General features: G+C 46.7%; 16 protein-coding genes. 3 read left to right on the plus strand and 13 right to left on the minus strand.

The window, feature by feature from the left end:
* Nucleotides 1-84 precede the first annotated feature (84 nt).
* The 6 genes from F9K33_02920 to hisN all read right to left on the minus strand — a co-directional run bounded on the left by F9K33_02920 (nucleotide 85) and on the right by hisN (nucleotide 6522).
* A complete protein-coding gene (locus F9K33_02920; GenBank protein KAB2880929.1) occupies nucleotides 85-1167 on the minus strand; it encodes a response regulator in 1083 nt (360 codons plus the stop codon).
* Nucleotides 1168-1209: 42 nt separating this feature from the next.
* Nucleotides 1210-1941, minus strand: coding sequence for a response regulator (locus F9K33_02925; protein ID KAB2880930.1), 732 nt, complete (start codon nucleotides 1939-1941; stop codon nucleotides 1210-1212).
* A 196-nt stretch (nucleotides 1942-2137) separates the two neighbouring features.
* Nucleotides 2138-2860, minus strand: a complete 723-nt coding sequence (locus tag F9K33_02930; protein ID KAB2880931.1) for a response regulator — start codon at nucleotides 2858-2860, stop codon at nucleotides 2138-2140.
* Between the two features lie 18 nt (nucleotides 2861-2878).
* Nucleotides 2879-4159, minus strand: coding sequence for a Glu/Leu/Phe/Val dehydrogenase (locus F9K33_02935; protein ID KAB2881001.1), 1281 nt, complete (start codon nucleotides 4157-4159; stop codon nucleotides 2879-2881).
* Between the two features lie 160 nt (nucleotides 4160-4319).
* Nucleotides 4320-5681: a PFL family protein gene (locus F9K33_02940; protein KAB2880932.1), complete on the minus strand. Its 1362-nt coding sequence runs from the start codon at nucleotides 5679-5681 to the stop codon at nucleotides 4320-4322.
* Nucleotides 5682-5718: 37 nt separating this feature from the next.
* Nucleotides 5719-6522 carry a histidinol-phosphatase gene (gene hisN, locus F9K33_02945; GenBank protein ID KAB2880933.1) on the minus strand — a complete coding sequence of 268 codons (804 nt, stop codon included), beginning with the start codon at nucleotides 6520-6522 and terminating at the stop codon, nucleotides 5719-5721.
* Nucleotides 6523-6762: 240 nt separating this feature from the next.
* Here hisN and F9K33_02950 point away from each other — a divergent pair, with 240 nt between their 5' ends.
* The 3 genes from F9K33_02950 to ypdA are packed head-to-tail and all read left to right on the plus strand — an operon-like array spanning nucleotide 6763 to nucleotide 10330.
* On the plus strand, nucleotides 6763-7479 hold the full coding sequence (locus tag F9K33_02950) for a hypothetical protein (GenBank protein KAB2880934.1): 717 nt from the start codon (nucleotides 6763-6765) through the stop codon (nucleotides 7477-7479).
* Between the two features lie 24 nt (nucleotides 7480-7503).
* The gene (locus F9K33_02955) at nucleotides 7504-9357 is read left to right on the plus strand and encodes a DNA primase (protein ID KAB2880935.1); all 1854 of its coding nucleotides are present in this window, start codon (nucleotides 7504-7506) and stop codon (nucleotides 9355-9357) included.
* Entirely contained in the window at nucleotides 9332-10330 is a 999-nt protein-coding gene (ypdA, locus tag F9K33_02960) for a YpdA family putative bacillithiol disulfide reductase (GenBank protein ID KAB2880936.1), read from the plus strand. Before F9K33_02955 ends, ypdA begins: the two co-directional genes overlap by 26 nt.
* 155 nt (nucleotides 10331-10485) lie before the next feature.
* Here ypdA and F9K33_02965 read toward each other — a convergent pair whose 3' ends face one another.
* The 7 genes from F9K33_02965 to F9K33_02995 form a co-directional block, all read right to left on the minus strand.
* Nucleotides 10486-12066: an FMN-binding glutamate synthase family protein gene (locus F9K33_02965; GenBank protein ID KAB2880937.1), complete on the minus strand. Its 1581-nt coding sequence runs from the start codon at nucleotides 12064-12066 to the stop codon at nucleotides 10486-10488.
* Between the two features lie 19 nt (nucleotides 12067-12085).
* Nucleotides 12086-12763 carry a 2Fe-2S iron-sulfur cluster binding domain-containing protein gene (locus F9K33_02970; GenBank protein KAB2880938.1) on the minus strand — a complete coding sequence of 226 codons (678 nt, stop codon included), beginning with the start codon at nucleotides 12761-12763 and terminating at the stop codon, nucleotides 12086-12088.
* Nucleotides 12760-15942, minus strand: coding sequence for an NAD(P)-binding protein (locus F9K33_02975; protein KAB2880939.1), 3183 nt, complete (start codon nucleotides 15940-15942; stop codon nucleotides 12760-12762). Before F9K33_02975 ends, F9K33_02970 begins: the two co-directional genes overlap by 4 nt.
* A 41-nt stretch (nucleotides 15943-15983) precedes the next feature.
* Nucleotides 15984-16835, minus strand: a complete 852-nt coding sequence (locus F9K33_02980; protein ID KAB2880940.1) for an NAD(P)H-dependent oxidoreductase subunit E — start codon at nucleotides 16833-16835, stop codon at nucleotides 15984-15986.
* Nucleotides 16836-17134: 299 nt separating this feature from the next.
* Nucleotides 17135-18346, minus strand: a complete 1212-nt coding sequence (locus tag F9K33_02985) for a hypothetical protein (GenBank protein ID KAB2880941.1) — start codon at nucleotides 18344-18346, stop codon at nucleotides 17135-17137.
* A gap of 550 nt (nucleotides 18347-18896) precedes the next feature.
* Entirely contained in the window at nucleotides 18897-21809 is a 2913-nt protein-coding gene (locus F9K33_02990) for a response regulator (protein ID KAB2881002.1), read from the minus strand.
* 237 nt (nucleotides 21810-22046) lie between these two features.
* On the minus strand, nucleotides 22047-23387 hold the full coding sequence (locus tag F9K33_02995) for an NADP-specific glutamate dehydrogenase (protein ID KAB2880942.1): 1341 nt from the start codon (nucleotides 23385-23387) through the stop codon (nucleotides 22047-22049).
* Nucleotides 23388-23564: the final 177 nt, after the last annotated feature.

Consider the following 23564-nt stretch of genomic DNA (forward strand, 5'->3'; position numbering starts at 1 on the left):
AAGGCTGATTTTGTTGATTTTCTCGTCATGCTTCGACAAACTCAGCATGAGTGACGGGAGTACAACGGGATAAGAACCCAAAATTCAGGCCATCTTTTTCAATCCCTGATAGACCACGTGCGACAGGGACTGATCAATTTGGGTTTTTGAAATAAATGCATCAATTTTAAATTCGCCTATGTGATCCATTCCGTCAAATTGATCCAGATGGTCCTGATCACTGTAAATGATAATCGCAGCATTTTTGGGCGCCATGCCGTTTTTGATTTTGTTCAGGATCAATTCGGCGTGACCATGATCGACGACAATCACATCCGGGTTGTACTTGCGGACGGTTTCCGCACTAATTTCTTCCGTACTCGTTACCATGGTATTGTACCCGCTTGCTTTCAAGGCACGGCTGGCAAGTATACGCGGAATACGGTCGGGATCGATCACTAATACGCGTTTCTGACTATCATCGCGAATTTCCTTGGCCTCCAGTTCGTCTATGATCTTTGACGCTTCAAGAATCAGGCTGGTAATATTAGCGGACAAGGACTTGGTCGGAGTTTTTACATCGTCCTGGAAAATATAACATGCATGACGGGTTGAAGCTAATTGAAGGAACGCGTCGTCTTTGATCGCATCACGGCTCGTAGCGTAAACGACTTTGCCATCCTCAACATAAATGTCGCCGATCTTGGTTTTTGCGTGATCGTAAAATTCAAACAATCCGGTGCGGCGGCTTTGTTCCTTTTCCTGAGCTTCCGAAAAAAAATGGGTGACCGCGGTGTAACGCCGTTTCAGTTTTGCTTCCGCCATACGAACTTTGCTCCGCATGATAACTTCCGAAATATGGAACGGTTTGCTGATGGCGTCAACAGCTCCGGAACCGAGCCCTTTCACGATCTCCTCCGCGTTAAAATGCCCGGTCACAAAAATAACCGGAATATACGCCGTCTCTTCGTCTTCCCGCAATCTTTCCAGCGTTTCGTATCCGTTCAGTCGCGGCATCATAATGTCCATCAGAATCAGGTTGAACGGAATTTTTTTTACCAGATCCAATGCCTGAATGCCGTCGGCGGCATAATGCACTTCAAATCCGTCATGCTTCAAAGCTTTTATCAGCGGATCAATGGCGTCAAATTCGTCATCGACCACAAGTACGGTATCTTTTGTAACCATGAATTCAGAACCTCGGATGTTAAGAAAAGCGTAGATAGAAAATCAGGCTTTGCCAAGCAACCGCTGGCATTTGCTGAGAATCTTATTGGTCGGCGACGCAATAATATCCTGACGCGGAATTTCTCCCTGATTAAATCTGAAAAACCCGTCCTCCCAAAAGATCATGTCGTAAATTGCATCTTCGCCTTTAACCTGGCCAAGCTCGGCGTAAAAAATACGGCCTTTCATAAAATACACGTTGCCTTCGACCGTTCCGTCGGAGATCAGCAGATTTCCCGTCTTATTGGTATTACAAAGCAGTTGCAGAATATCAATTACGCTGACATCGCCCAATTTTCCAAGAAACCCTTCGCGCAGTGTCGCTTTTTCTTTTTCAAATGCATTAACATTGCTGAGCATGCCGTCAATCCGTACCAGGAGATCCTGTCGTTTGGTATTACGTTTGACCATGTACTCATTGGCGCCTGCCCGAAAGGCGCGTATCTCCGTGAGCATGTCGTCAATAGCCGTAAAAAAAATGAACGGCACGGTTGGGATATTGCTGGTATCCCGGATTCGCTGACATAATTCAAACCCGTTCATTTCCGGAAGAAAAATATCACTGATCACGAGATCGGGCTTTTCACGATTCACAATATCAAACGCAACGTTTCCGTTGCCGGAATCAAAAACTATGTAATCTTCTTTTGCGAGATTCTCTTTTAGCAGCGCGCGCGTCGAATCATCGGAATCCACAATCAGGATTTTACAGGGGCTTTTTTTTGTTTCTACCATATGAAGGCCTTATACAACGTATGAAAAATGAATGCGCTTATCCGCTTTACCCACCTACTTCATGGTGAGCCCTTCGACAGGGCTCAAGACAAGCTTGTCGAACCATGACAAATAGTAAAATCAGCCTTCGACTGCGCTCGGGCTGAACCTATCTTTTCCATTTGTGAGTCAACCGGACATGCACGAAAAATTAATCCTATCTTGTTTTCTGTTCGTCGGTGATGCGACAATATTCCATCAATAAGTTCATAGTCACCGTGTGAATAGTCGGCGACACATTTACGTCCGTTCGTTCAAAACGGAATACGCCTTCTTTCCATTCGCCTAAATTGTACACCGCTTCTTCGCCTACAAATTTTTTGTACTCCGCGTGAAGCATTCTACCGTCATCAAAATACAATTCCGCCTTTTCACCGTCACGGGTGATCGTGAGAATGCCCGTTTTTTTATTCATGATGAGCAACTGAAGAACGTCGATAAGGCTCAAATCGCTGAATTTCCCGTATAACCCGTCCTGAATTTCCTGCTCTGCTTGCTTGTACTCATTCGCTTTATTGAGCATCGCCTGAACTTTGCCGACCAGTTCTTCTTTTTTGATATTTGACTTGATCAGATAATCATCCGCGCCGGTGCGTAGCCCGCGTAACTCGGTGGCAACCTGATCGATCGAGGTCAGGAACATAAAGGGAACCATCGGAACTTTGGAGGTGGTGCGAACCTGTTTGCAAAATTCAAATCCGTCCATCTGCGGCATAATGATATCGGAGATCACGAGATCGGGTAATTGTTCATTGACAACTTCAAGTCCTTCCACGCCGTTTTCCGCTTCGAGAACTTCAAAATTTTCCTTTCGAAGGTTTATGCTCAGCAGGGTGCGAACGGTTTTATTATCATCCACGATTAAAATCTTTTTTGGCATACTACTTTCCTTATTACCTTACGCGTAAATTCCGCGCAATTTCAATACTTGTGCTACGCGATCAATTCCCAAGACATACGCACCGATCCGCAGCGGTTGTTTGTGCGTCATCGCGGTGGCATACACCGCTTCAAAACTTTCCGCCATGATTCTTTCAAGCCGTTCATTAACCTCTTGCTCTGTCCAGAAAAATCCCATACGATCCTGAACCCATTCAAAGTACGACACGGTCACGCCCCCGGCATTCGCCAGAATATCCGGAATGACCATGATTCCTTTTTCCTGTAAGATCGGATCTGCCAATGCGCTGGTGGGCCCGTTAGCTCCTTCACAGACGATTTTCGCCTTAATGTTTTTTGCATTATGCTTTTTGATCTGATCTTCCAGCGCGGCCGGGATCAGTACGTCGCATTCGAGTTCCAGTAATTCCGCGTTCGTGATTTTTTCCGCTTTTGTATATCCGGCCAGCGTGCGTTTATTTTTTGCTGCAAACGCCAAGGCATCAGAAATATCAATCCCTTGTTTATTATAATATGCTCCGGTCACGTCGCTGATACCGATGATTTTACAACCTTGGGTTTGAAGCAATTGGGCTGCAACCGATCCGACATTGCCGAACCCCTGCACAACGACCGTTGACTTTTTCGGATCCAGATTCAACTTTCTCATCGCAGCGAGCGTAACAATCATCACGCCGCGCCCCGTTGCTTCCCGTCGTCCGTGCGATCCGCCCATGATCACCGGTTTACCGGTCACGACCGCGGTCTCTGTATGTCGCACGTGCATGCTGTACGTATCCATCAGCCAACCCATTTCGCGTTCACCGGTATTGACATCCGGCGCAGGAACGTCTTTATCCGGCCCGAAAATTTCACTTAAATTCGCCGTATACCGGCGGATAATTTTTTCATATTGCGTTTCCGTGAGGCGAGACGGGTCGCATTTAATGCCGCCTTTCGCTCCGCCGAACGGAATATTAACTACGGCGCATTTCCACGTCATCCAACCCGCCAAGGCCTTTACTTCGTTCAGGTTCACTGTATTTGTTACGCGAATGCCGCCTTTCGACGGGCCGCGAACCGTGCTGTGAATGACGCGATATCCTTTGAACACCTGAATGCTGCCGTCATCCATGGCGATCGGAATGGAAATGATTACCTGTTTCTCCGGCGTCTTCAAATATTCATAAATTCCAGGATCCAATTCCAGAATATCTGCGGCTATATCAAACCGCCGCATCATGGATTCAAACGGCTTATCATCGCCCGCTATTACAGGAGCCTGCGCGTCTTGCGCCATGAGCTTCTCCGTTGCAATCATTAATAATACCTTCAGGATACCGCCGCAACTGTCGTCGGAATCAATATAATACGGGCGTTTTGAACATATTAAGAATTGATTTTAAAATCAATTTTTTTTTCGGAAGGTGTAATGCGAATTTAACGCCTGCAGAAGTATTTTAGTTGGTCAACCCGCCGGTCGGCGCGGGAATACGTCCTCCGCGGGTGATGAATTTTTTCGGAGAGAGCGTCCGTAATGCCATGATCGGCGCCCGGCCGAGCAATCCGCCGTAATCCACGGAATCTCCGACTTTCTTGCCCGGAACCGGAATAATCCGGACTGCCGTGGTCTTATTATTGATCATGCCGATAGCCGCTTCATCCGCGATCAGTCCCGCGATGTTTTCCCATGGCGTGTCGCCGGGAACGGCCACCATGTCAAGGCCGACGGAACAAACGCAGGTCATCGCTTCCAGCTTTTCCATGGTTAAATTTCCTTTTTCAACCGCCGCGATCATGCCTTGATCTTCGCTCACCGGAATAAACGCTCCGCTCAATCCGCCGACATAAGACGACGCCATTAACCCGCCCTTTTTCACCGCGTCATTCAGCATTGCAAGAGCCGCCGTAGTACCGCAGGCGCCTACGTCCTCTAGACCCATTTCAACCAAAATATCCGCAATGCTGTCACCCGCCGCAGGCGTCGGCGCAAGTGAAAGATCCACAATCCCAAAATCGACATGCTGCATTTTTGCAACTTCCCGCCCGATCAATTCTCCCGCGCGAGTGATCTTAAATGTCATGCGTTTGATAATTTCCGACAATTCGCCCAGATCCGCATCGGGCGCTTCTTTGATCGCAGTCAGAACCACGCCGGGTCCGCTGATGCCGACGTTGACCACGACTTCGCCTTCGCTGACACCGTGAAACGCGCCGGCTACGAACGGGTTGTCCTCTACCGCATTACAGAAAACAACGAACTTTGCGCATCCGATCGCGCCTTCCGACGCCGTTCGTTCGGCCAGATCCTTGACTACTTTAGCGATAGCGATGACGGCATCCATATTGATCCCAGCTTTAGTGGAACCGATATTAACGGACGAGCAGACGCGTTTCGTCGTGCCGATAGCTTCCGGTATCGAGTCGATAAAAGCCTTATCGCCTCTGGTAAATCCTTTTTGAACCAGCGCTGAAAAACCGGCAAGAAAATCAACGCCGATCACGGCCGCGGCCTCATCGAGTTTACGCGCGAGCAAAACAAATTCATTCGTTGTAAACGAATCGCACGGAATGGATACCGGCGTGATGGATACGCGTTTATTGGCAATGGCGATACCGTATTTCAATTCCACCTCGCGTGCCGTCGCAACATGCTTTTCAGCGCACTTACATATCTTGTCGTAAATTGCCTGGATCGTGGTCTGAGCCGAGCCGCGCGCGCAATCGCGTAAACTGATGCCCATCGTCGTCGTTCGAATGTCAAAATGTTCGACCTCGGTCATTCGAACGGTTTCAAGAATTTCCTGAATTTCAAATGGCATACTTTACTCCAAAATTAAACGTTAAATTTGCCGGATTTCAGAAATCTGACAAATTTTGAATATCCAATAACTCTACGACCTCATGCTCCAGCTCCGCATTACATGCGAGCGCATCGTCAATATACAATCCGTTTGTCCCATTCCAATCAAAAAATTTTCCTCCGGCCTCTTCGATGATCGGTTTCAGCGCGGCAACATCCCATAAATGCATTTTCGGATCAAGCATGATCTCCGCGCGCCCCGCAGCCACCAGCATGTGTCCGTAACAATCGCCCCAGGTGCGAACAAACTTCGACCCTCTTTGAATGGCGTCATAGCACTCCGCTTTTGGATGATCGTATGCCTGCGTCATATCCGTGACCAATACTACCGCATCTTTTAACTTCTGCACTGAAGAAACCTGTATCCGCCTCCCATTGCAATAAGCGCCGAGCCCTTTTGCCGCAGAGTACAATTCGTTGAGCGCCGGAAAATAAACGACGCCCGCCACTGCGTCTTCGATACGCCGGTCTTCGATCCCGATCATGGTACCGTAAAGCGGAACGCCGTGAATAAAAGATTTTGTTCCGTCGATGGGGTCTATGATCCAGCGATACGGCGACGTTCCAGGAATCTCGCCAAATTCCTCTCCGAGCATTGCATGATACGGAAAACGCGTCTGGATAAACTGCCTTATGAATTGTTCCGCTTTTTTGTCAGCCAGCGTCACCGGCGAGTCGTCCGCCTTGGTCTCCACTTCAATATGCGCGGTTTGAAAATAACTTAAAGTAATTTTCCCCGCCTGATAAGCCGCTTCCGAAGCAGCTTCAAGCAGATCCTTAAGAACGGTGTTTTCGGGCATAGGTATGTCGTGTAAAAACTCTGGCGCAATTTATTGATCTTCGTTATGATAATCAATTAAGAAGTTCCGCGGAAAATACCTTAACCGCAAAGGACGCAAAAATCGCGGAGGAAATCAGGCTTTATCCCTACGAGCTTTTCGGTAAAAATTCCCATGAATTCACAATCCGCATCACAATTTAGCTTTTGCATTCCAGCCATACCAGGTTTATATTGGGACGAATTCAAAAAAATAAAGTTCATGAGTTTAGAACCCGAAATAATAACCGTTCCCGCGAAACCGGCGTCCACAATGGAAAATGCCGATTCGAATCTGATCAATGAGATCAAGCGGAAAGGATTTCATTTCTTATCGGCAGCAATTCCTATCGGATATTACCTTACGGATTATGCTACGGCATTGTGGACTATAGGCGCGTTACTTGGATTTGCCGTTTTGATCGAATATGCGCGTTTGGCCCACACTTCGATCAACCGTTTCTTTCATAAAATATTCGGCTCTATGCTCCGCGATACAGAATCGTTTCATTATTCCGGTGCAACCTATTTACTGATTTCCTCTTTTCTCGTGATCCTTGTTTTTCACAAAGAGATCGCGATCCTTTGTTTGCTTTTTTTAATTTTCGGCGACGGTTTCGCGGCGATCATCGGAAAAACATTCGGCAGAACAAAACTGTTCAACAAAACGCTCGAAGGAACTTTAGCTTTTTTGATCATCGCGGTCGGAATCGGATTTTTTTTCAATTATATTCCGATGTCGATACGACTCACGGGCGCTTTGGCGGCGGCAGTAATTGAACTGCTTCCGATGCGCACCAGCGATAATCTGCGTATACCGATCATCAGCGGAAGTATTATGGAACTTATGCTGGTAAGTCATTTGCAGAATCAAATTCCAGTAAATTCGACAGATATGATTGTTGCCGTACACTATGCCTTTATGACGTTCATAATGTGATCCATAAATATTTAATACTACCAAATGAAAATCCCTCAATCTAAAATAGACGAGATCAAGCAAGCCGCAGATATTGTGGAAGTGGTATCGCAGTATGTTGCGATCAAACTGCGCGGGCGTAATTACGTCGGGCTCTGTCCGTTTCATAATGAAAAAACGCCGTCGTTTACCGTCAGTCCGGACAAACAAATTTTCTATTGTTTCGGCTGCAGCGTGGGCGGCGATGCGATTGCATTTATCAAGAATTATGAGAAGATCAATTATCCCGAGGCGATCCGGTTTCTGGCGGACCGGTATAATATAGAATTGCCGCGTTTTGCTTCCGACGAGGATGAAAAAGATAAATCGGAAATTGAAACGCTGTTCTATGTTCACAAAGCGGCGGCGCGGTTTTTTTACGATCAGCTTCAAAGTTCGGTCGGTACGATCGCGCGGGAGTATTTGAATCAGCGTGGATTCAGCGAGCCCGTTCTGAAATCATTCGGCGTGGGCTACGCACCCGATACATGGGATTCTTTGTTCACTTTTGCTAAATCCCAGTCGCTCGACATGCCGTCATTGGAAAAAGCGGGACTGATTATGAAAAAAAACGACGGCGGATATTACGACCGGTTTCGCCACCGGATCATGTTTCCGATATTCAGCGCAACAGGCCGCGTGATGGCGTTTGGCGGACGGATTCTGCGTCAGGAACCAACTTCACCGAAATACGTAAACTCGCCGGAACATCCGATTTATCAAAAAGGAAAAGTCCTGTACGGGTTGTTCCAGGCTAAAGAAACGATCCGAAAACAGGACGAGATCATCATCGTCGAAGGATACGCCGACTGCATGTCGCTTCATCAGTTCGGTATTACCAACGCGGCCGCGTCGAGCGGAACGGCATTCACCATGGATCAGGCCAATCTGATCAAACGTTACACACAAAACGTGACGCTGATCTACGACGGAGATGATGCCGGCATTCATGCGGCGGAACGCGGCGGCGCAATCATGCTGCAAGCGGGCCTCGAAGTGAAGATCGTGGTTCTGTCGAAAGAACACGATCCGGATACTTTCGTTCGCGCAAAGGGCGCCGAAGCGTTTCGCGAACTGATCAAACAGGGAAAACAGTACATTGATTTTCGAATCGAACAATGGCATAAGGATAAGAAGCTCGACACGGTTAACGGACGAACTTTTGCCGCGCGGGAATTGATCAATGTGACCGCCAACATACGCGACCCGATCAAAGTCAGTTTATTCGCATCCGAGATCGCAGAAAAACTTCGGGTTAATGAATCGCTGATATATCAGGAACTGAAAAAAGTTTCCAAAGGCCATGATTCCTTACGCAGCGCCATAACGACGGCGCATACAAAATCTCCCGATCGGGAAAAATTGCCTGTAAACATCATAAGAGCAGAACGCGGTTTGTTGAAATTGCTTTTGGATGGAGGTTTACCGGGAGCAGAAAAAATTTTTTCATTCCTAAGGCCGGATGATTTTCAGAACTCTGCAATCCAAAAAGTCGTTCAGTTTATTTATACTCAATGGAATCTAAACGAATCCTATAGTGAGTCGGATGTGGTTAATTCATTTCCGGAAGATATTCAAAAAGCGATACTGCGTTTGAGCATGGATGAGTTGCTGGAATTCGACATGCACGACTGCGTTGCAACTATTCAGTACGCTCAATTGGAAACAAAATTGACCGCTCTTCGCGAAACTATAAAAACGATGGAGGAACAGAATGAGGACACGACACAGCTTGAGGAAGTGTCGAGCCTGCTTATCAAACAGATATTCAATCTGAAAACAAAAAAACAACTCATCACCGTTCGCGACACGCCTGCACAGGAGAGAATAACGTTTGAACACAGCCACACCCCTTTTTGACGTCATCATCATTGGCGCGGGCCCGACCGGTCTTTCCTGCGCCGTCGAATGTAAAAAAACCGGCTTGAACGCGCTTACGATCGAAAAAGGATCGCTGACTAATTCGATCTATCATTTTCCATCAAATATGATTTTTTTTACTACGTCGGATCTATTGGAGATCGGGGATATTCCTTTTTCGACAACAAACCCTAAACCGACGCGCGAGGAAGGACTGAATTATTACAAACGAGTCGTTCAGCATCATGGCCTCAATATTCATACGTTCGAAAAAGTGGTGTCCATTGAAAAGAATGGAAACGAGTTCGCAATACAAACGCAAAACCAGCACGGTGAAGTTTCCAATTATCGCTCACGGTTTGTTATTATTTCTACCGGATACTATGATCAGCCCAACGCGCTGAACATTCCGGGTGAACAGCTTTCAAAGGTCTCACATTACTATACCGATCCGCATCCTTTTTTTGATAAAGATGTTTTGATCATCGGAGGGAAAAATTCCGCTTGCATCGCCGCATTGGAATTATTTCGTTATGGCGCGCGCGTGACCATGGTTCATCGAAGAGCCGAAATCAAAGAAAGCGTTAAATACTGGATACTGCCGGACATTCAAAATCGCGTGAAGGAAGGCGTTATAAAGCTGCATCTCAATTCCATCGTAACCGGTATTACGAAAACGGCCGTTTCAATCCGAAATTTGTATACAAACGATTCGTTGGAAATAAAAAATGATTTTGTATTTGCATTGACGGGCTACCGCCCCAATGCCGCATTTCTGAAGTCCTGTAATATCGCCGTGGATCCGGTAACGTTTGTTCCACAACATCATACGGAGACGCTTGAAACAAATGTAGAAGGGTTGTATGTGGCGGGGTCCGTCTCGGCGGGAATTAACACCAATAAATTATTTATTGAAAACGGGAGATTTCACGGGAAGATCATTGCAGAACAGATTGCAAAAAGAATTATGTAGTATTCGCGTATTATTCCCCCTTAGCCAAGGGGGCTAGGGGGTTGTCATGAACAAACACAAATTGCCAAACCGATTTGACTTAATTTCAGAAATTTGAATCTATTTGGATTTAATATTATTGTGATTTGGAATTTCTATTTTTTATGTAGATCCTTTCAAGCCAATATGGTTTCCACTTCCTCCTTGTCCACATCCATGACGTATCGAATTCCGGTCATTTCCGCAGATTCTTTTGTAAGGCATGCAATATCATCACGTGTGATGTGATCAAGGGTAAATTTCCTGCTGCCGGCCATGAGTTGACGTAACCCTTGCGCAAGCCGTTCATAGTAGGTATATAATCCCAGCGCGCCGGCCGGTACTTTCTCGAATTCATCGTTGCCAAGTTCCTGGCGTAACATGCTGGCCGTTACGAATATTTCATCTTTGGTGTTGCCAAATCGTTCGACATAAACGGGTAATTCATCCTCTGCAATGGCATAACCGATGGTCTTCCCGACCATGGCCGCCGCAATGGGCGCGCGCGCCATACCGACTAATTTTACAAACGGAGCGCCAAGGGACAATCCCTTGAAAATCTGATCTTCAAATACAAATCCTCCGGCAACCGCCAACGCGGGAACATGCAGCTTTTTCTTGGACAGTTGCAGTACATAGGAATAAAGAAGCGAGTGCAGTTCCACGGGCGGCACGCCCCACTCGTTCATCATCCGCCAAGGGCTCATTCCGGTACCTCCGCCCGCGCCATCTACCGTCAGCAGATCAAGTTTATATTTAGAAGTGAACTTCACTGCGCGGGCCAGATCGGCCGGCCGATACGCACCGGTCTTGAGAAAAATGTACTTCGCACCGGCTTTACGTAATTCTTCAATCCTCTTCGCAAAGGATTCTTCCGTCACCATCCCGACGCGCGAGTGGCGCTCGAACTCCTTGAACGCGCCGCGCTCAAACGCTTTGATTATATTCTCATCCATGGGGTTTGGAAGTACGACATATCCTCGCTCATAAAGTGCCTGGGCTTTTTTTAAGCTCTTGATCTTTACTTCGCCGCCGATATCTTTTGCGCCTTGTCCCCATTTTAATTCGACAACCTGAACACCTAGTTTATCGATCGCATATTCCTGCACGCCAAGCCGGGTATCTTCAACATTGGCCTGAACGATAATGGCTCCGTATCCATCACGCATATGGTCCTTGTACAGATTCACACGACGTTTTAAGTCCATGGTGTCAATTACTTTGCCATTGGAAATCACAGCCTCCATATCCATCCCTACGACGTTTTCGCCAATCGTAAGACCTGTTCCGGAAATAGCGGATCCAATAGCGAGCCCTTCCCAGTTGTTTTTTGCAATGTCAGTCGATCCTATACCGGGAATGATCCACGGATAGCGGAACTTCAGTCCTTTATCATGTCCAATACGAACTTCCAGGTTGACGTTCGGGAATATGGCCTTGTCGCTGTCCGCCTCGATGCCGTGTGCGCCGACTGCCGTGCCCATGATGTTAAAGTGAGAATAGTCGACTGGATAGGCTTTTTCTCCGGCGGTTGTAATGACTCCGAACGGTTGCGGATAAATGCATTCATGGCCCCGGTAGGCCGACTTTCCGATTTCGCACATTCCTATACATCCGTCTACACAAGTAACACACATACCTGAAGTAGGTACTACCGAACCGTCCGTTCGATTCTTTGTAAGTGTAGCAGCGGTCGCGTTAATTCTTGAGAGTGACATGGCTGGATCTCCTTTTCATTTAATCTCGTTTGATTTCACAGGCAGCGCACGGATTCATATAACACATCATGTCGTGAAAGATATCTTTTTCCAGGCAAGGCGGGCTGATATTAGCGCAGCCGCCGCACACCGCAAGTTCCGGCTGGGTATAGGTACACCGCAACTGGCATGCAGGACAAGCATAAATGCAGGCTCCGCACGTACGGCACTTCTCCGATTTGATGTCGAAGGGAGTTCCGATGCTTCGGTGGTCGCCTCGTCCATGAAAGCCTATAGCGCCTGCATTCATTTGTTCTTTGCAGATTCGAACGCAGAGCCCGCACAGAATGCAGTCTTCATGTTCCTGCCGGAATCTCTGCTGACGCACATCAAACTGCGCAGCTATATCCTGAATGGTCTTGGACTGCGGACAGGTTGCCAGCAGAAGTTCGATCACCATTCTCCTGGAGCGCATGACCCGTTCGGAAGCGGTACGCACTTTTAATCCTTCTTCGGCAGGATAAGTGCAAGACGAAACCAGTTTTGATTTTAAACCCTCACCGATCTCCACGACGCAAAGCCGGCATGCCCCGTAAGGCGTTAGCCCATCCATGTGACAAAGCGTCGGAATGGGAAAACCGATAAACCGCGCCGCTTCGAGCAGCGTCGATCCTTCCTCCACACTGACCCGTAATCCGTTGATATTCAGCGTGATCATATAAGTTGTTCCTTTATCTCTTGAAGTTCGTGTTTATCGTGATTCTTCTGCGTAAACTCCAGATCACATCTAAGACAGCGCCGGGCTTCATTGGCCGCCTCTTCGGGAGAAATCGTCTTTTCCACTTCTTCGAAGCACCGGGTTCTTTGGTAAACCGGTATCCTCGGAACATCCGCCCGCTTAGTTGATAGATGAGAGCCATTGATGTTAGATGGAGCGAGATATTGTTTAGGTAATTTATGTACGGCCGGCTGACGGAGTGTTTCGCCGCATAAATAACGATCGATCATGATGGCGGCTTTCTTCCCTGCAGCAATGGCGTCAACTACCGTATTGGGACCGGTGATCACATCGCCCCCGGCGAAAACTCCCTCGCGGTTGGTGCATAAAGTGTTGGGATCGGCGATGACCGTGTTCCTTTTGCTGTCAATGTCGAGCCGATTGGCTCCTGCAACGGTAACGCAATCCGTATCGGAACCTTCACTGATCGCAACAATCAACGTGTCGAGATTGATCACTTCCTGACTTCCGGGAATTGCGACCGGGCGACGGCGACCGGTGGCGTCCAATTCGCCCAATTCATTCTTTATACACTCGATTCCGGATAAGTGGTTATTCCTGGAAAGAATTCCGGTTGGAGACATCAGCGTCTCGATCACGATGCCTTCCTGCAGCGCAGCTTCCACTTCTTCGGCGAATGCGGGCATTTCTTCGAGCGTTCGGCGATAATAAATGGTCACACTTACCACCCCCGGCTGCCGAATGGCAATGCGCGCCGCATCCACCGCCGAGTTGCCTCCGCCGATCACGCCGACGCATCCTTTGGCGAGTTGCTCGCCGTTGAGATTGAATGCTTTTAAAAATTGGATGGAGGGATATACACCCGGCAACTCTTCTCCCTTCAATTGCAGCCGCAGGCTTTTGTGCGCCCCGATGGCAACAAAGATCGCTTTGTAGCCATCAGCAAAAAGACTATCAAGTGTAATGTCGCGCCCAAGCGTTGTGTTGCATGTGATGGTGATGTTCTCGTCCAAAAGGGATTGGATTTCTTTTTTGATGATATTATGCGGAAGCCGATAAGACGGTATTGCGCTGAAGAGCATGCCTCCGGGTTGAGCGTCGGATTCGAATACGGTAACTTCATAACCCTTCAACGAGAGAAAATGCGCCGCCGTAAGTCCCGCAGGCCCTGCACCTACAACAGCTACAGGTCCAAGACCAACCGAAGAAGTTTCGCGGACCGGCCGGCGATAAACGGAGGGATCGATACGATCGGTAATGAATCGTTTCAGAGCGCGGACGGCGATCGGTTGGCCGCCATTCGTGCCGGCCTTACATCGATCCTCACAGGGGTGGTTACAAACACGGGCGCAAACCGATGGAAATGGATTCGCTTCACGAATCACTTGATAAGCCTCTTCAAATTCTCCGCGCTCGATGTGGGCAATGTACCTCCATGCCTCCGTTCCAACCGGACATGCGGCTGCGCACGGAGCGCCGACCAACCCTTTGCACACAAAAGCATCGCACCGTTTATCAAAAAGATGCCGTCTGAATTCCTCACGAAAATATCGCAGCGCACTGAGCACCGGATTAGGTGCAGATTGGCCTAATCCGCACATGGAGGTATCCCTCACAACTTGAGCCAATTCATCGAGCAGCAACAATGTCTTTTCATTCCCGGTGCCGTTGGAAATATCCTCAAGAATTTCGAACATACGTTGGGTACCCTTGCGGCATGTGAAGCATTTGCCGCAGGATTCATCTTTCAGAAAGCTCATAAAATATTTTGCGACATCCACCATACACGTATTGTCATCCATCACGATCATGCCACCGGAACCCATAATGGATCCTGCGGCGCTCAGGCTGTCATAATCGATAGGCAGATCAAACATATTCGCAGGAATGCATCCGCCCGAAGGTCCGCCGGTTTGGACCGCTTTGATCTTTGCGTGGCTGACTGGACCGCCGCCGATATCGTTTACAATCGTGTTAATCGTCGCTCCCATCGGGATCTCCACAAGCCCAGTGTTCCTGACCTTACCTACCAAGCTGAAAATCTTGGTACCGGAGTTTTTCTTCGTGCCGATTCGTGCGTATTCATCTCCGGATAAGCCGATCAGCACGGGGATATTAGCCCAAGTCTCGACATTGTTGATGGCCGTAGGTTTTTTCTGTATTCCCCGATGTACTGGGTAAGGTGGCCGTTGGCGCGGTTCACCTGTTTTTCCTTCGATGGATCTTATGAGAGCCGTTTCCTCACCGCAAACAAAGGCACCGGCGCCCTTAATAATTCCGATATCAAATGAAAACCCGGTTCCAAGAATGTTCGATCCAAGCAGTCCGAGTTCGCGAGCCTGCCGCAGAGCAATCGTCAGATGCTTGATGGCCAGCGGATATTCATGACGAACATAAACGACACCTTCCGTAGCACCGGTTGCGTAAGCGCCGATGATCATACCCTCGATGATACTGTGAGGATTGCCTTCCAGCACGCTGCGATCCATGTATGCGCCAGGGTCTCCTTCGTCCGCATTGCAGACGAGGAATTTTCCAGCGGCACTCTTCTGTGCCGCCATCATTTCCCATTTTAAGCCTGTTGGAAACCCGGCCCCGCCGCGTCCGCGAAGCCCGGATACTTTCACCTCATTCACTACCCATGACGCATCACCCCGCTCCAGGGCAATCTCAAGGGCGGCATACCCGCCCGCTTCGATGTAAGAGGTAATCTTAATGGGATCTACAGCCTCATTCCTGGAAAGAATAGTGCGAGTCTGTTTTTTAAAAAAAGGAATATCCCGCTGCAGTTCGGTGAGTTCTCCGGTTGCGGAATCTTTGTACAGCAAGTCCTCGAGAATTCGACCGGCTTCGACAGCTTCCACTATACGCACCATGTGCTCGCCGCGCAATCTTGGATACAACGTGCCGCGCGGTTCGACCAGTACGGACGGCTCCATCTGGCAGTATCCGTGACATCCGGTTACCCTGAGGTAGACTTTTGATTGAAGGCCTCTGGAAAGGATCTCCCGTTTGGCGATGCGAATGAGATCATTGGCCCCGCTCGCCTGGCCGCATGTTCCTGCGGGGATGATTATGGTTGGAAGTTCTGGATTTCTGTGATTTATTAATTGTTCTCGGTATTCCCTAAGTGATCGAATTGAATTGATCTTTTCCATAAGTGATTTCCGTTATAATCTTGGAATATTCAAATCTTGACTTATCCTGGTTTCCCTTCCAGGTCCAACAAGTGGCTTTTGCAACCTCGTCGTGAACAAATCTGTACTATGCCGCCTCCGCGTACGATCATTGGAACCATGGGGGCATCACAGACTACACAATTCCATGCGCCGATCAGTTCAGCATGACAATGAGGACAGAAAAAATGCACTACGGCGTCTATTGGAATTTCAATACCCGACTCGATGGTGTAGCTTCCGTAGAGCGAGGACAGTCTAACCCAGCCATGTTCAGCTCTATAAGAAACGGTCAAACGAATCGACGGATGGCCGTCAATCAGATGTTTATGATCTGCAAGACTGTGGTTACACAGCGGACAATTAACTTCTAAGGGAAATATTCTTTCATCGTGATCAACGGTAACTTTATCCAGTCCGTTCCTGGTTTTTGAAATGATCTCATCAACCTGCGAAGTGTTAACGTTCGGAAAGTAATGCCCATCCACGACCACGATAGGCGCCAGCGCGCAGGCTCCCAGACATCTGACCGTTTCGAGTGTGAACTCTTTATCCGTTGTTGTCTGACCCGTGCCTTTTACTTTCAATCGTGATTCAAATTCTTCGACAATGCCGGGGCCACCTCTGACGTGGCAAGCGGTGCCAAGACATACGGATGCGAGGTGCTGTCCCCGCGGCTTCAGGCGAAAAGCTCGGTAGAACGTCGCCACGCCGTAGATATCCACCATGTCGTGATTGGTTTTATCGGCCACTTGGCGTAATGCATCTTCAGGTAGATAGCCGTATTTGGATTGTATTTCTTCAAGTATCGAGATCAATCCTCCACGGCGCTCCTGGAATTTCTGAATAACCGGAATAATTTCATCGGTGTTCATGGTGTACCTCTATCGGTTCGCATATAAATAACGTTTTGCTGGAGCGTCGTGAAAGCAAAATGTGGCGAAGCCCGAAGCGTCAGCGGAGTATTTATACGTTGTTGTGTGTCTGTACTTTTTCTCAAGTTTAGATTGCAGTATCTTCCGTGGGATGGACATTGATTCATGGTCTCAAATAGTCGCAACTTATTTACAATACCGTTAGATAGAACCTCTTTAATTACATTTGGAACTACCCCTTACCTGCCTCGAGGTAGTTCCTTTAGATTAACCATCCGAGTTATTAATCGGATCTAAGATTAGATTGCTTTAGTTGTATATTCAATGCATGAGAACCACTCGTTAAACTTATCTTCACGCAATCCAAAGATTCCATTCTTATTTAGTTCAATTACCGTTTCAGTATCGTTCGGATCTGGAGTAGTAAGTGTCCATTTAGTTGCACTAGGACGATATTTCTTGGCACCTGCTTTGCCCCAGGGGTTCCTCAGAATTATATAGAAATTAGAATCTTCCTTCATCCAACCCAGTACAGAATACGCATGCCATGCGTAGATGCCATTCGTACCACCATAATCACTCCCAGAGGGAAATGTTGTCGCAGTAATCGGTACAAGTGTTTTTTTAGTCATTGGATCACATCTTACCATTATCTGCGTAGTAACATTATGTGGAGTAGCAGTATTTGTGTTATATGCCTTATTACTAACCCCTGTAAGCTCTGTGAGGGCTCCCCCAGGGCTACCGCCATGAATTACTGAATAATCGGGATAATCGGAGCTAGTATTATTTTTCCATTTTGCATATGCTTTTTCATAGAAGGAGGGATAGAATTCATCGTTATCGTAAGATCGAGCATACACAAGAGAATCAGTTGCTATCGCAACTGGAACCTTTTCAGTGCAAGTTATATAAACTGGATTGCTGCCAGCATAGAACTTTACCTTATTTTTATCCGGATTTGAACTTACCGTTTGACGATAAATTTTTGATTTTTTAACCCATACGACAGAACACATCGCGGAAATGAAGTAGCAGTCCCCTATAGCACCTTGCACAGGGTCCGTAACTTCTTTGTCACTACTTCCTCCAGAACCATAAAAGCTACCTGGATCTTTCCAAACAAAAGGGGGCGGGGGGGTAGGAGAGGATTCAGCAAATTGTGTAGCACGGAAAAGATGTAAGAGCCTTTTTTGTTTTTTATCAGGAAGTGATGAAACCCACTTGGATGAAAGGCCATGAATTTTACCCTGCTTTATTTTTTGGAAAGCACTGTCTTCATCAAGGGATTTTAAATCTTTAAATGGCGAATTAAATTTTACATTGGTTTTGGAGACATTTAGCCCAGCGTATATCGGACTACCCTTTGTAGGTTTTAGCAGCTGTGAAATCGGCATACCAAATGCCTTTTCAAGCTGCGGTTGAGGATTATCGGCCCAACGTATTTTTTTGCCCTCGAGAGCCTCTGCCATCGCAAAAGGATTGATGACTCCAGAAGAAGGTATGCTCATCTTGCACTCCTTTCATTAATTGATAAGAGTTTATTTTTTGTTGATAAGCTCATGCTAACTTGAATATAATTTGAAACCTTTATTCTTTTCAGATGAATTTTCCTCTTCCTCAGAATATATATATTCTGTAATCGATATCAGACTTTGTCTGCTCAACAAATAATATTTGGTATCAATCATATCACATACTATTGATAGATAAATACAGTTTTTCAATTTCATTTGCTTCAATTACAATTTATATTCTTTTCTTTATTTTCATCATGGATGGCGTTCTCTTGGCCATCTCAACTTGCGAAAAGGTATTGCGCCCAACTCTGACGTAACTGTCGAATTTGCCATCTACGCCGAAGGCGGGCGCACAAATAAAAGGGAGAGATTGATTCAGGTAGGTGATTTGTAATCCACTATCCAGCATGAGGATATTCCCGGAAACAGGGCCGTTTCAGGAAGCAAGTGTTTACTCATGTGAATATATTATCATTTTAATTTAAAAGCAAATAAAATGATAATCGTTTTTTATTAAGGCTGGTTTTATGGAAACGTGTGCTCAGATTTCCGGTTTTAGGATGACTCCTTTGTTTTGATGCCCGTTGATCCGAACAACAATCGGAGAATCAAACTGCAAATGACGCGTATACTGCAATTCTTCCACTGCATTTTGCTGTGTCAGCCAATCCCAGTTAATGAACCCCTCGTGCAAAAAAGAATTGACCGTAAAATAACCAATTCTAAATGACGTAATATTTTGAAAAAAATGAGAACCCTGCGAAGGCGTCACGTCAAAATCTTTGAACCCGGATTCTACAATTGCGCTGGCTCCGGAAATCTGATCCCACGTCACAGGAATCCCCAACCAATGATCAAGTGAACCCCAGCGTCCCACGCCGATGAGAATATAAGGCCGTTTAAGCGAAAGCAATTTTGCGTTTAATTTTCCAACCTCTTCGGCCGTTTCCTGACTTTTCGACCTGTCAAATTTTTCAATGTCGACGACCACGATGTCAAATATATCGTCGATAGCCCCATTGCCCAACGCATGCTGACTGTAACACACCAGTTGGTCCGAACTGGAATTATCGACATTTAATTCTTCCGATTCCTGGCTCAATACCAACGGCCGCAACTGCAAAACGCAAAATTCTTTGGGCGCGCCGGATGCCACATTCATGTTCACCGCAAATTCGATTTCAACGGGCGTTCCAACGCCCCAACTTCCTAATTCTAACAAAAGGTCTAATATTTCAGGCAATGGAAAAATTTTGTGTTTCAAAACAGGTGCAAACGTGACAACGCGAGTCCCCGCTCTCGAAATACCGTCATATACCATTTCGTTTTCGGGAGAGTAAGTTGAGCCTGCCCAGTGTAACGTACCGTCTTTTTCAGCCTCGGTGAGATCAAATCGCTGAACAAGTAAGTCATGCGTTTCGATGACATTTTTAGATAGGCGATAATTCATATTCAGCGCAAAAAAATCATGCTGGGCGTTTTTGATCGTTTCCTTGGTAGAAAAAAATTGAAGCAGGTGCCGTGGATATTTGGGGCAAAATCTCACGGTATTCCCTCCCTCAACAACCGTCTTACCTAATCCTAAAGCTAAAAGCACAATTCCGTCTTCTGCCTTTTGGGGGGGCACAGGATAGAAATTGTATGACTTGGCTACACCGGCAAAAGTAGGATAAAATCGGCCGTTGTTATGCGATCCAACCATCCGCTGAACGATAACCGCCATTTTTTCTTCTTCCAGACGATGCGCAGTGACTTTCATATAATCCTTGGCAGCCCTATAAAAGGTCGAGGCATAAACACGTTTGATACTGTCCAGCAATTCATCAAGACGAATCTTTAGGCTCTTATCGTTGTTAGGAATCATGAACGTTTCATAGACCCCGGCAAACGGCTGGTATTGTGAATCTTCCAATAGACTGGAAGAACGCACAGCGAGAGGTTCTTTGACCAACTCCAGATAGTCTTTTAATTTCCGAATGACCTCTCTCGGAAATTTTTTTGCCTCGACAAAGCGTCGATTGGTCTCCACATCGTCATTAGACTGGAGCGCAAAACTTTCAAGATTATTTTCATGCAAAAACTGATCAAACACATCCGTTCCGATGACGACGGCAGACGGAACGGTGATATGGGTGTCTTCAAATTTTTCATATACATCGTAATTATTAATTAATACATTGGCAAAGCCTAAACCTCGAGCTTTACCGCCGATAGATCCGCCGCCGATTCGCGCAAACCCATTTCGAATATCAAAAGTTTCTTTTGAAAAATCGGTCATGACTCCGCGCTTGCGTAGATCCAAATACAATCGTAAGGAATTGATCAGCACTTCACGCAGGTCATTGATAGAATTGAATTCTGATACGGTTCGCGGCTTTAATTTCTGTGCAAGCCAGAATTCCGTGCGCGCTTTTAACCAGTTTGAAAAATGGTTACGGTCGGCGTGATATCGAATACTTTCCTCAGGAACCGTGCAGAGTTGTTCTCCCAGCTCTTTCAGATTATGCGCGCGGCCGACTTCCGTTCCGTCAGGAAGTCGAAAAACAAAGTCACCGAAACCGAAGTTGTTGACCATAAAACTCCGCAGTTCGTGCAGAAGCCGCGGCGAACCTTTCTGAATAAAAGCGCATCCAATCTCCTGCGCTCGCTCGGCAAATCCCGCATTGCTTGATTGGAGAAGAATTGGAATATCCGGATGTTTCTCACGCACGTTGATTGCGAATGAAATACCGCCCAGGGGATCCTTGACCCCGTTACGTTTGAAATTGATATCGGAAATGATGCCCAGCACGTTTTCCTGATATTTTTCAAAACATGCCCACGCATCTTCGTAGTTGGTGCATAAAAGTATTTTCGGGCGCGCCCGCATACGTAAGGATTTATGGCTCAGATTAACACCTTCGGATATTAATTCCTGCGATTGTTTGAGTATCTCTTTGTAGATCAGCGGAAGATAAGATGAAAAAAATTTAACGTTGTCCTCCACCAGAATGATCGTTTGAACGCCGATAGTCTGCGTATCGTGCTCGACATTGGCTCTGTCTTCAACCAATTTGATAATCGCGATGAGTAAACGGTAATCACCCTGCCAGATAAAAATATTTTCAAAGATCGATGTGTCGAAATTAGATACCAGTTCCTTACGTTCACGGTTATCATACGCCAGTAAAATGATCGGCGCTGAAAAACCGGCCTCGCGGATCATTTTAGCCAGTTTAACCACATGCATATCTTCGATATGCATCGATGTGATGATCAGATCAAATCGATTTTCCTCACTCAACAGTTCCAACGCTTCTTTGCCGTTTAATGCGTGCGTGATCTCCGGCGCATGGCTGAGATTGAGGCCTTGATATTCGTTGTAGATCAATTCGAACAGGCGTCCGTCTTCTTCGAATAAGTACGAGTCGTACAAACTTGACACGAGCAGGATATCCCGTACTTTAAAGCGCATCAGTTTTTGAAAACGGTGAATACGCGTGCTGTAGCCTCCGCTCTGCGGGCTGTGATCCAAGTTATTTGAGCTAAGATCGCGGTACATATTATTTTTTATGCATTCCCGGTTTACTCACAATTTGAAAATAAAAGTAACTGATGTTCTTCTTTCGCGCAATAGTTTCTTTTTTTTGAGAAAAAAAATCGGAGCGTTTTGGCGCTCCGATCATTAATGCAATCTGTATGAAAATCGAAATTATACAAGACCCTGATCCAGCATCGAATCGGCTACCTTGAGAAATCCCGCGATATTCGCGCCATTCACATAGTTGCCCGGCGTGCCGTATTTCGCAGCGGTATCGACGCAGGTTTGATGAATATTCCTCATGATCTCGTGTAAGCGATGGTCCACTTCTTCAGCCGACCACGGCAGGCGCATGCTGTTCTGCGACATTTCAAGTCCTGATGTGGCTACGCCGCCCGCATTGGAAGCCTTGCCGGGAGCATAAAGGATTCCCGCATCGGTAAATACTTTGAAGCCCGCAATGGTTGTCGGCATATTCGCGCCTTCTGCAACGCATTTGCATCCGTTCTTTACCAATTCTTTTGCATCGTTTTCATCCAATTCATTCTGGGTGGCGCAGGGCAGAGCAACGTCCACTTTGACGCTCCATGGACGTTTGCCTGCAAAAAATTCCGTTTTAAATTTATCCGCATAATCTTTCACACGGTCGTTTCCGCTGGCGCGCATCTGAAGCATGTAATCGATCTTCTCGCCTTTGATTCCGTCTTTGTCATAAATAAATCCGTCGGGGCCTGAGAGCGTGACCACTTTCCCGCCGAGTTCAGTAACTTTTTTCGCGGCACCCCAGGCAACGTTGCCAAATCCTGAGACTGCGACAATTTTACCTGCCAGCGATTGACCTTTAGTCTTCAGCATTTCTTCCGCAAAATACGTTACGCCGAAACCGGTTGCTTCCGGACGAATCAGTGAGCCGCCCCAGTTCAATCCTTTACCCGTCAAAACACCGGAGAAATCGCGTGTCAGGCGCTTATATTGTCCGAAAAGAAATCCGATTTCGCGCCCACCCACGCCGATATCGCCCGCAGGTACGTCCACATTCGGGCCAATGTGACGATGAAGTTCCGTCATAAAACTTTGGCAAAAACGCATCACTTCGTTATCGCTCTTACCTTTAGGATCAAAATCCGATCCGCCTTTACCGCCGCCCATCGGGAGCGTAGTCAGTGCGTTTTTGAAAACCTGTTCAAATGCCAAAAATTTTAAAATTCCTAATGTAACCGATGCGTGAAAACGCAAGCCGCCTTTATATGGCCCGATCGCGCTGTTCATTTGAATACGGAATCCGCGATTGACCTGAATTTCTCCCTGATCGTCAACCCATGGAACTCGGAACATTACGACGCGTTCCGGCTCGACCATTCTTTCCAAAATTTTGGCGGAACGGTATTCCGGATGTCTTTCTAAAACTAAGTCCAGCGATTCGACGACTTCTTCAACTGCCTGATGAAATTCGGGTTCTGATGGATTTTTTGCCTTTACATGTGTAATTATTTTTTTCGTGTAATCAGACATAAATGCCTCGTTTATTTTTATTGTAAGTTAGCGTATCAGTCTAAGTGGTGGCAATTTAAGCATAAGTTAGTCACTTGTAAATGATTTTTGTCATGTTCCTAAAATAATTCTATCTATAAAAAAAACAAATATTAACGGATCTAATTAGAAAATGTATTATGTGGAGAATTTCAACAC

This window comes from bacterium (assembly GCA_008933615.1).
GTDB lineage: Bacteria > CLD3 > CLD3 > SB21 > SB21 > SB21.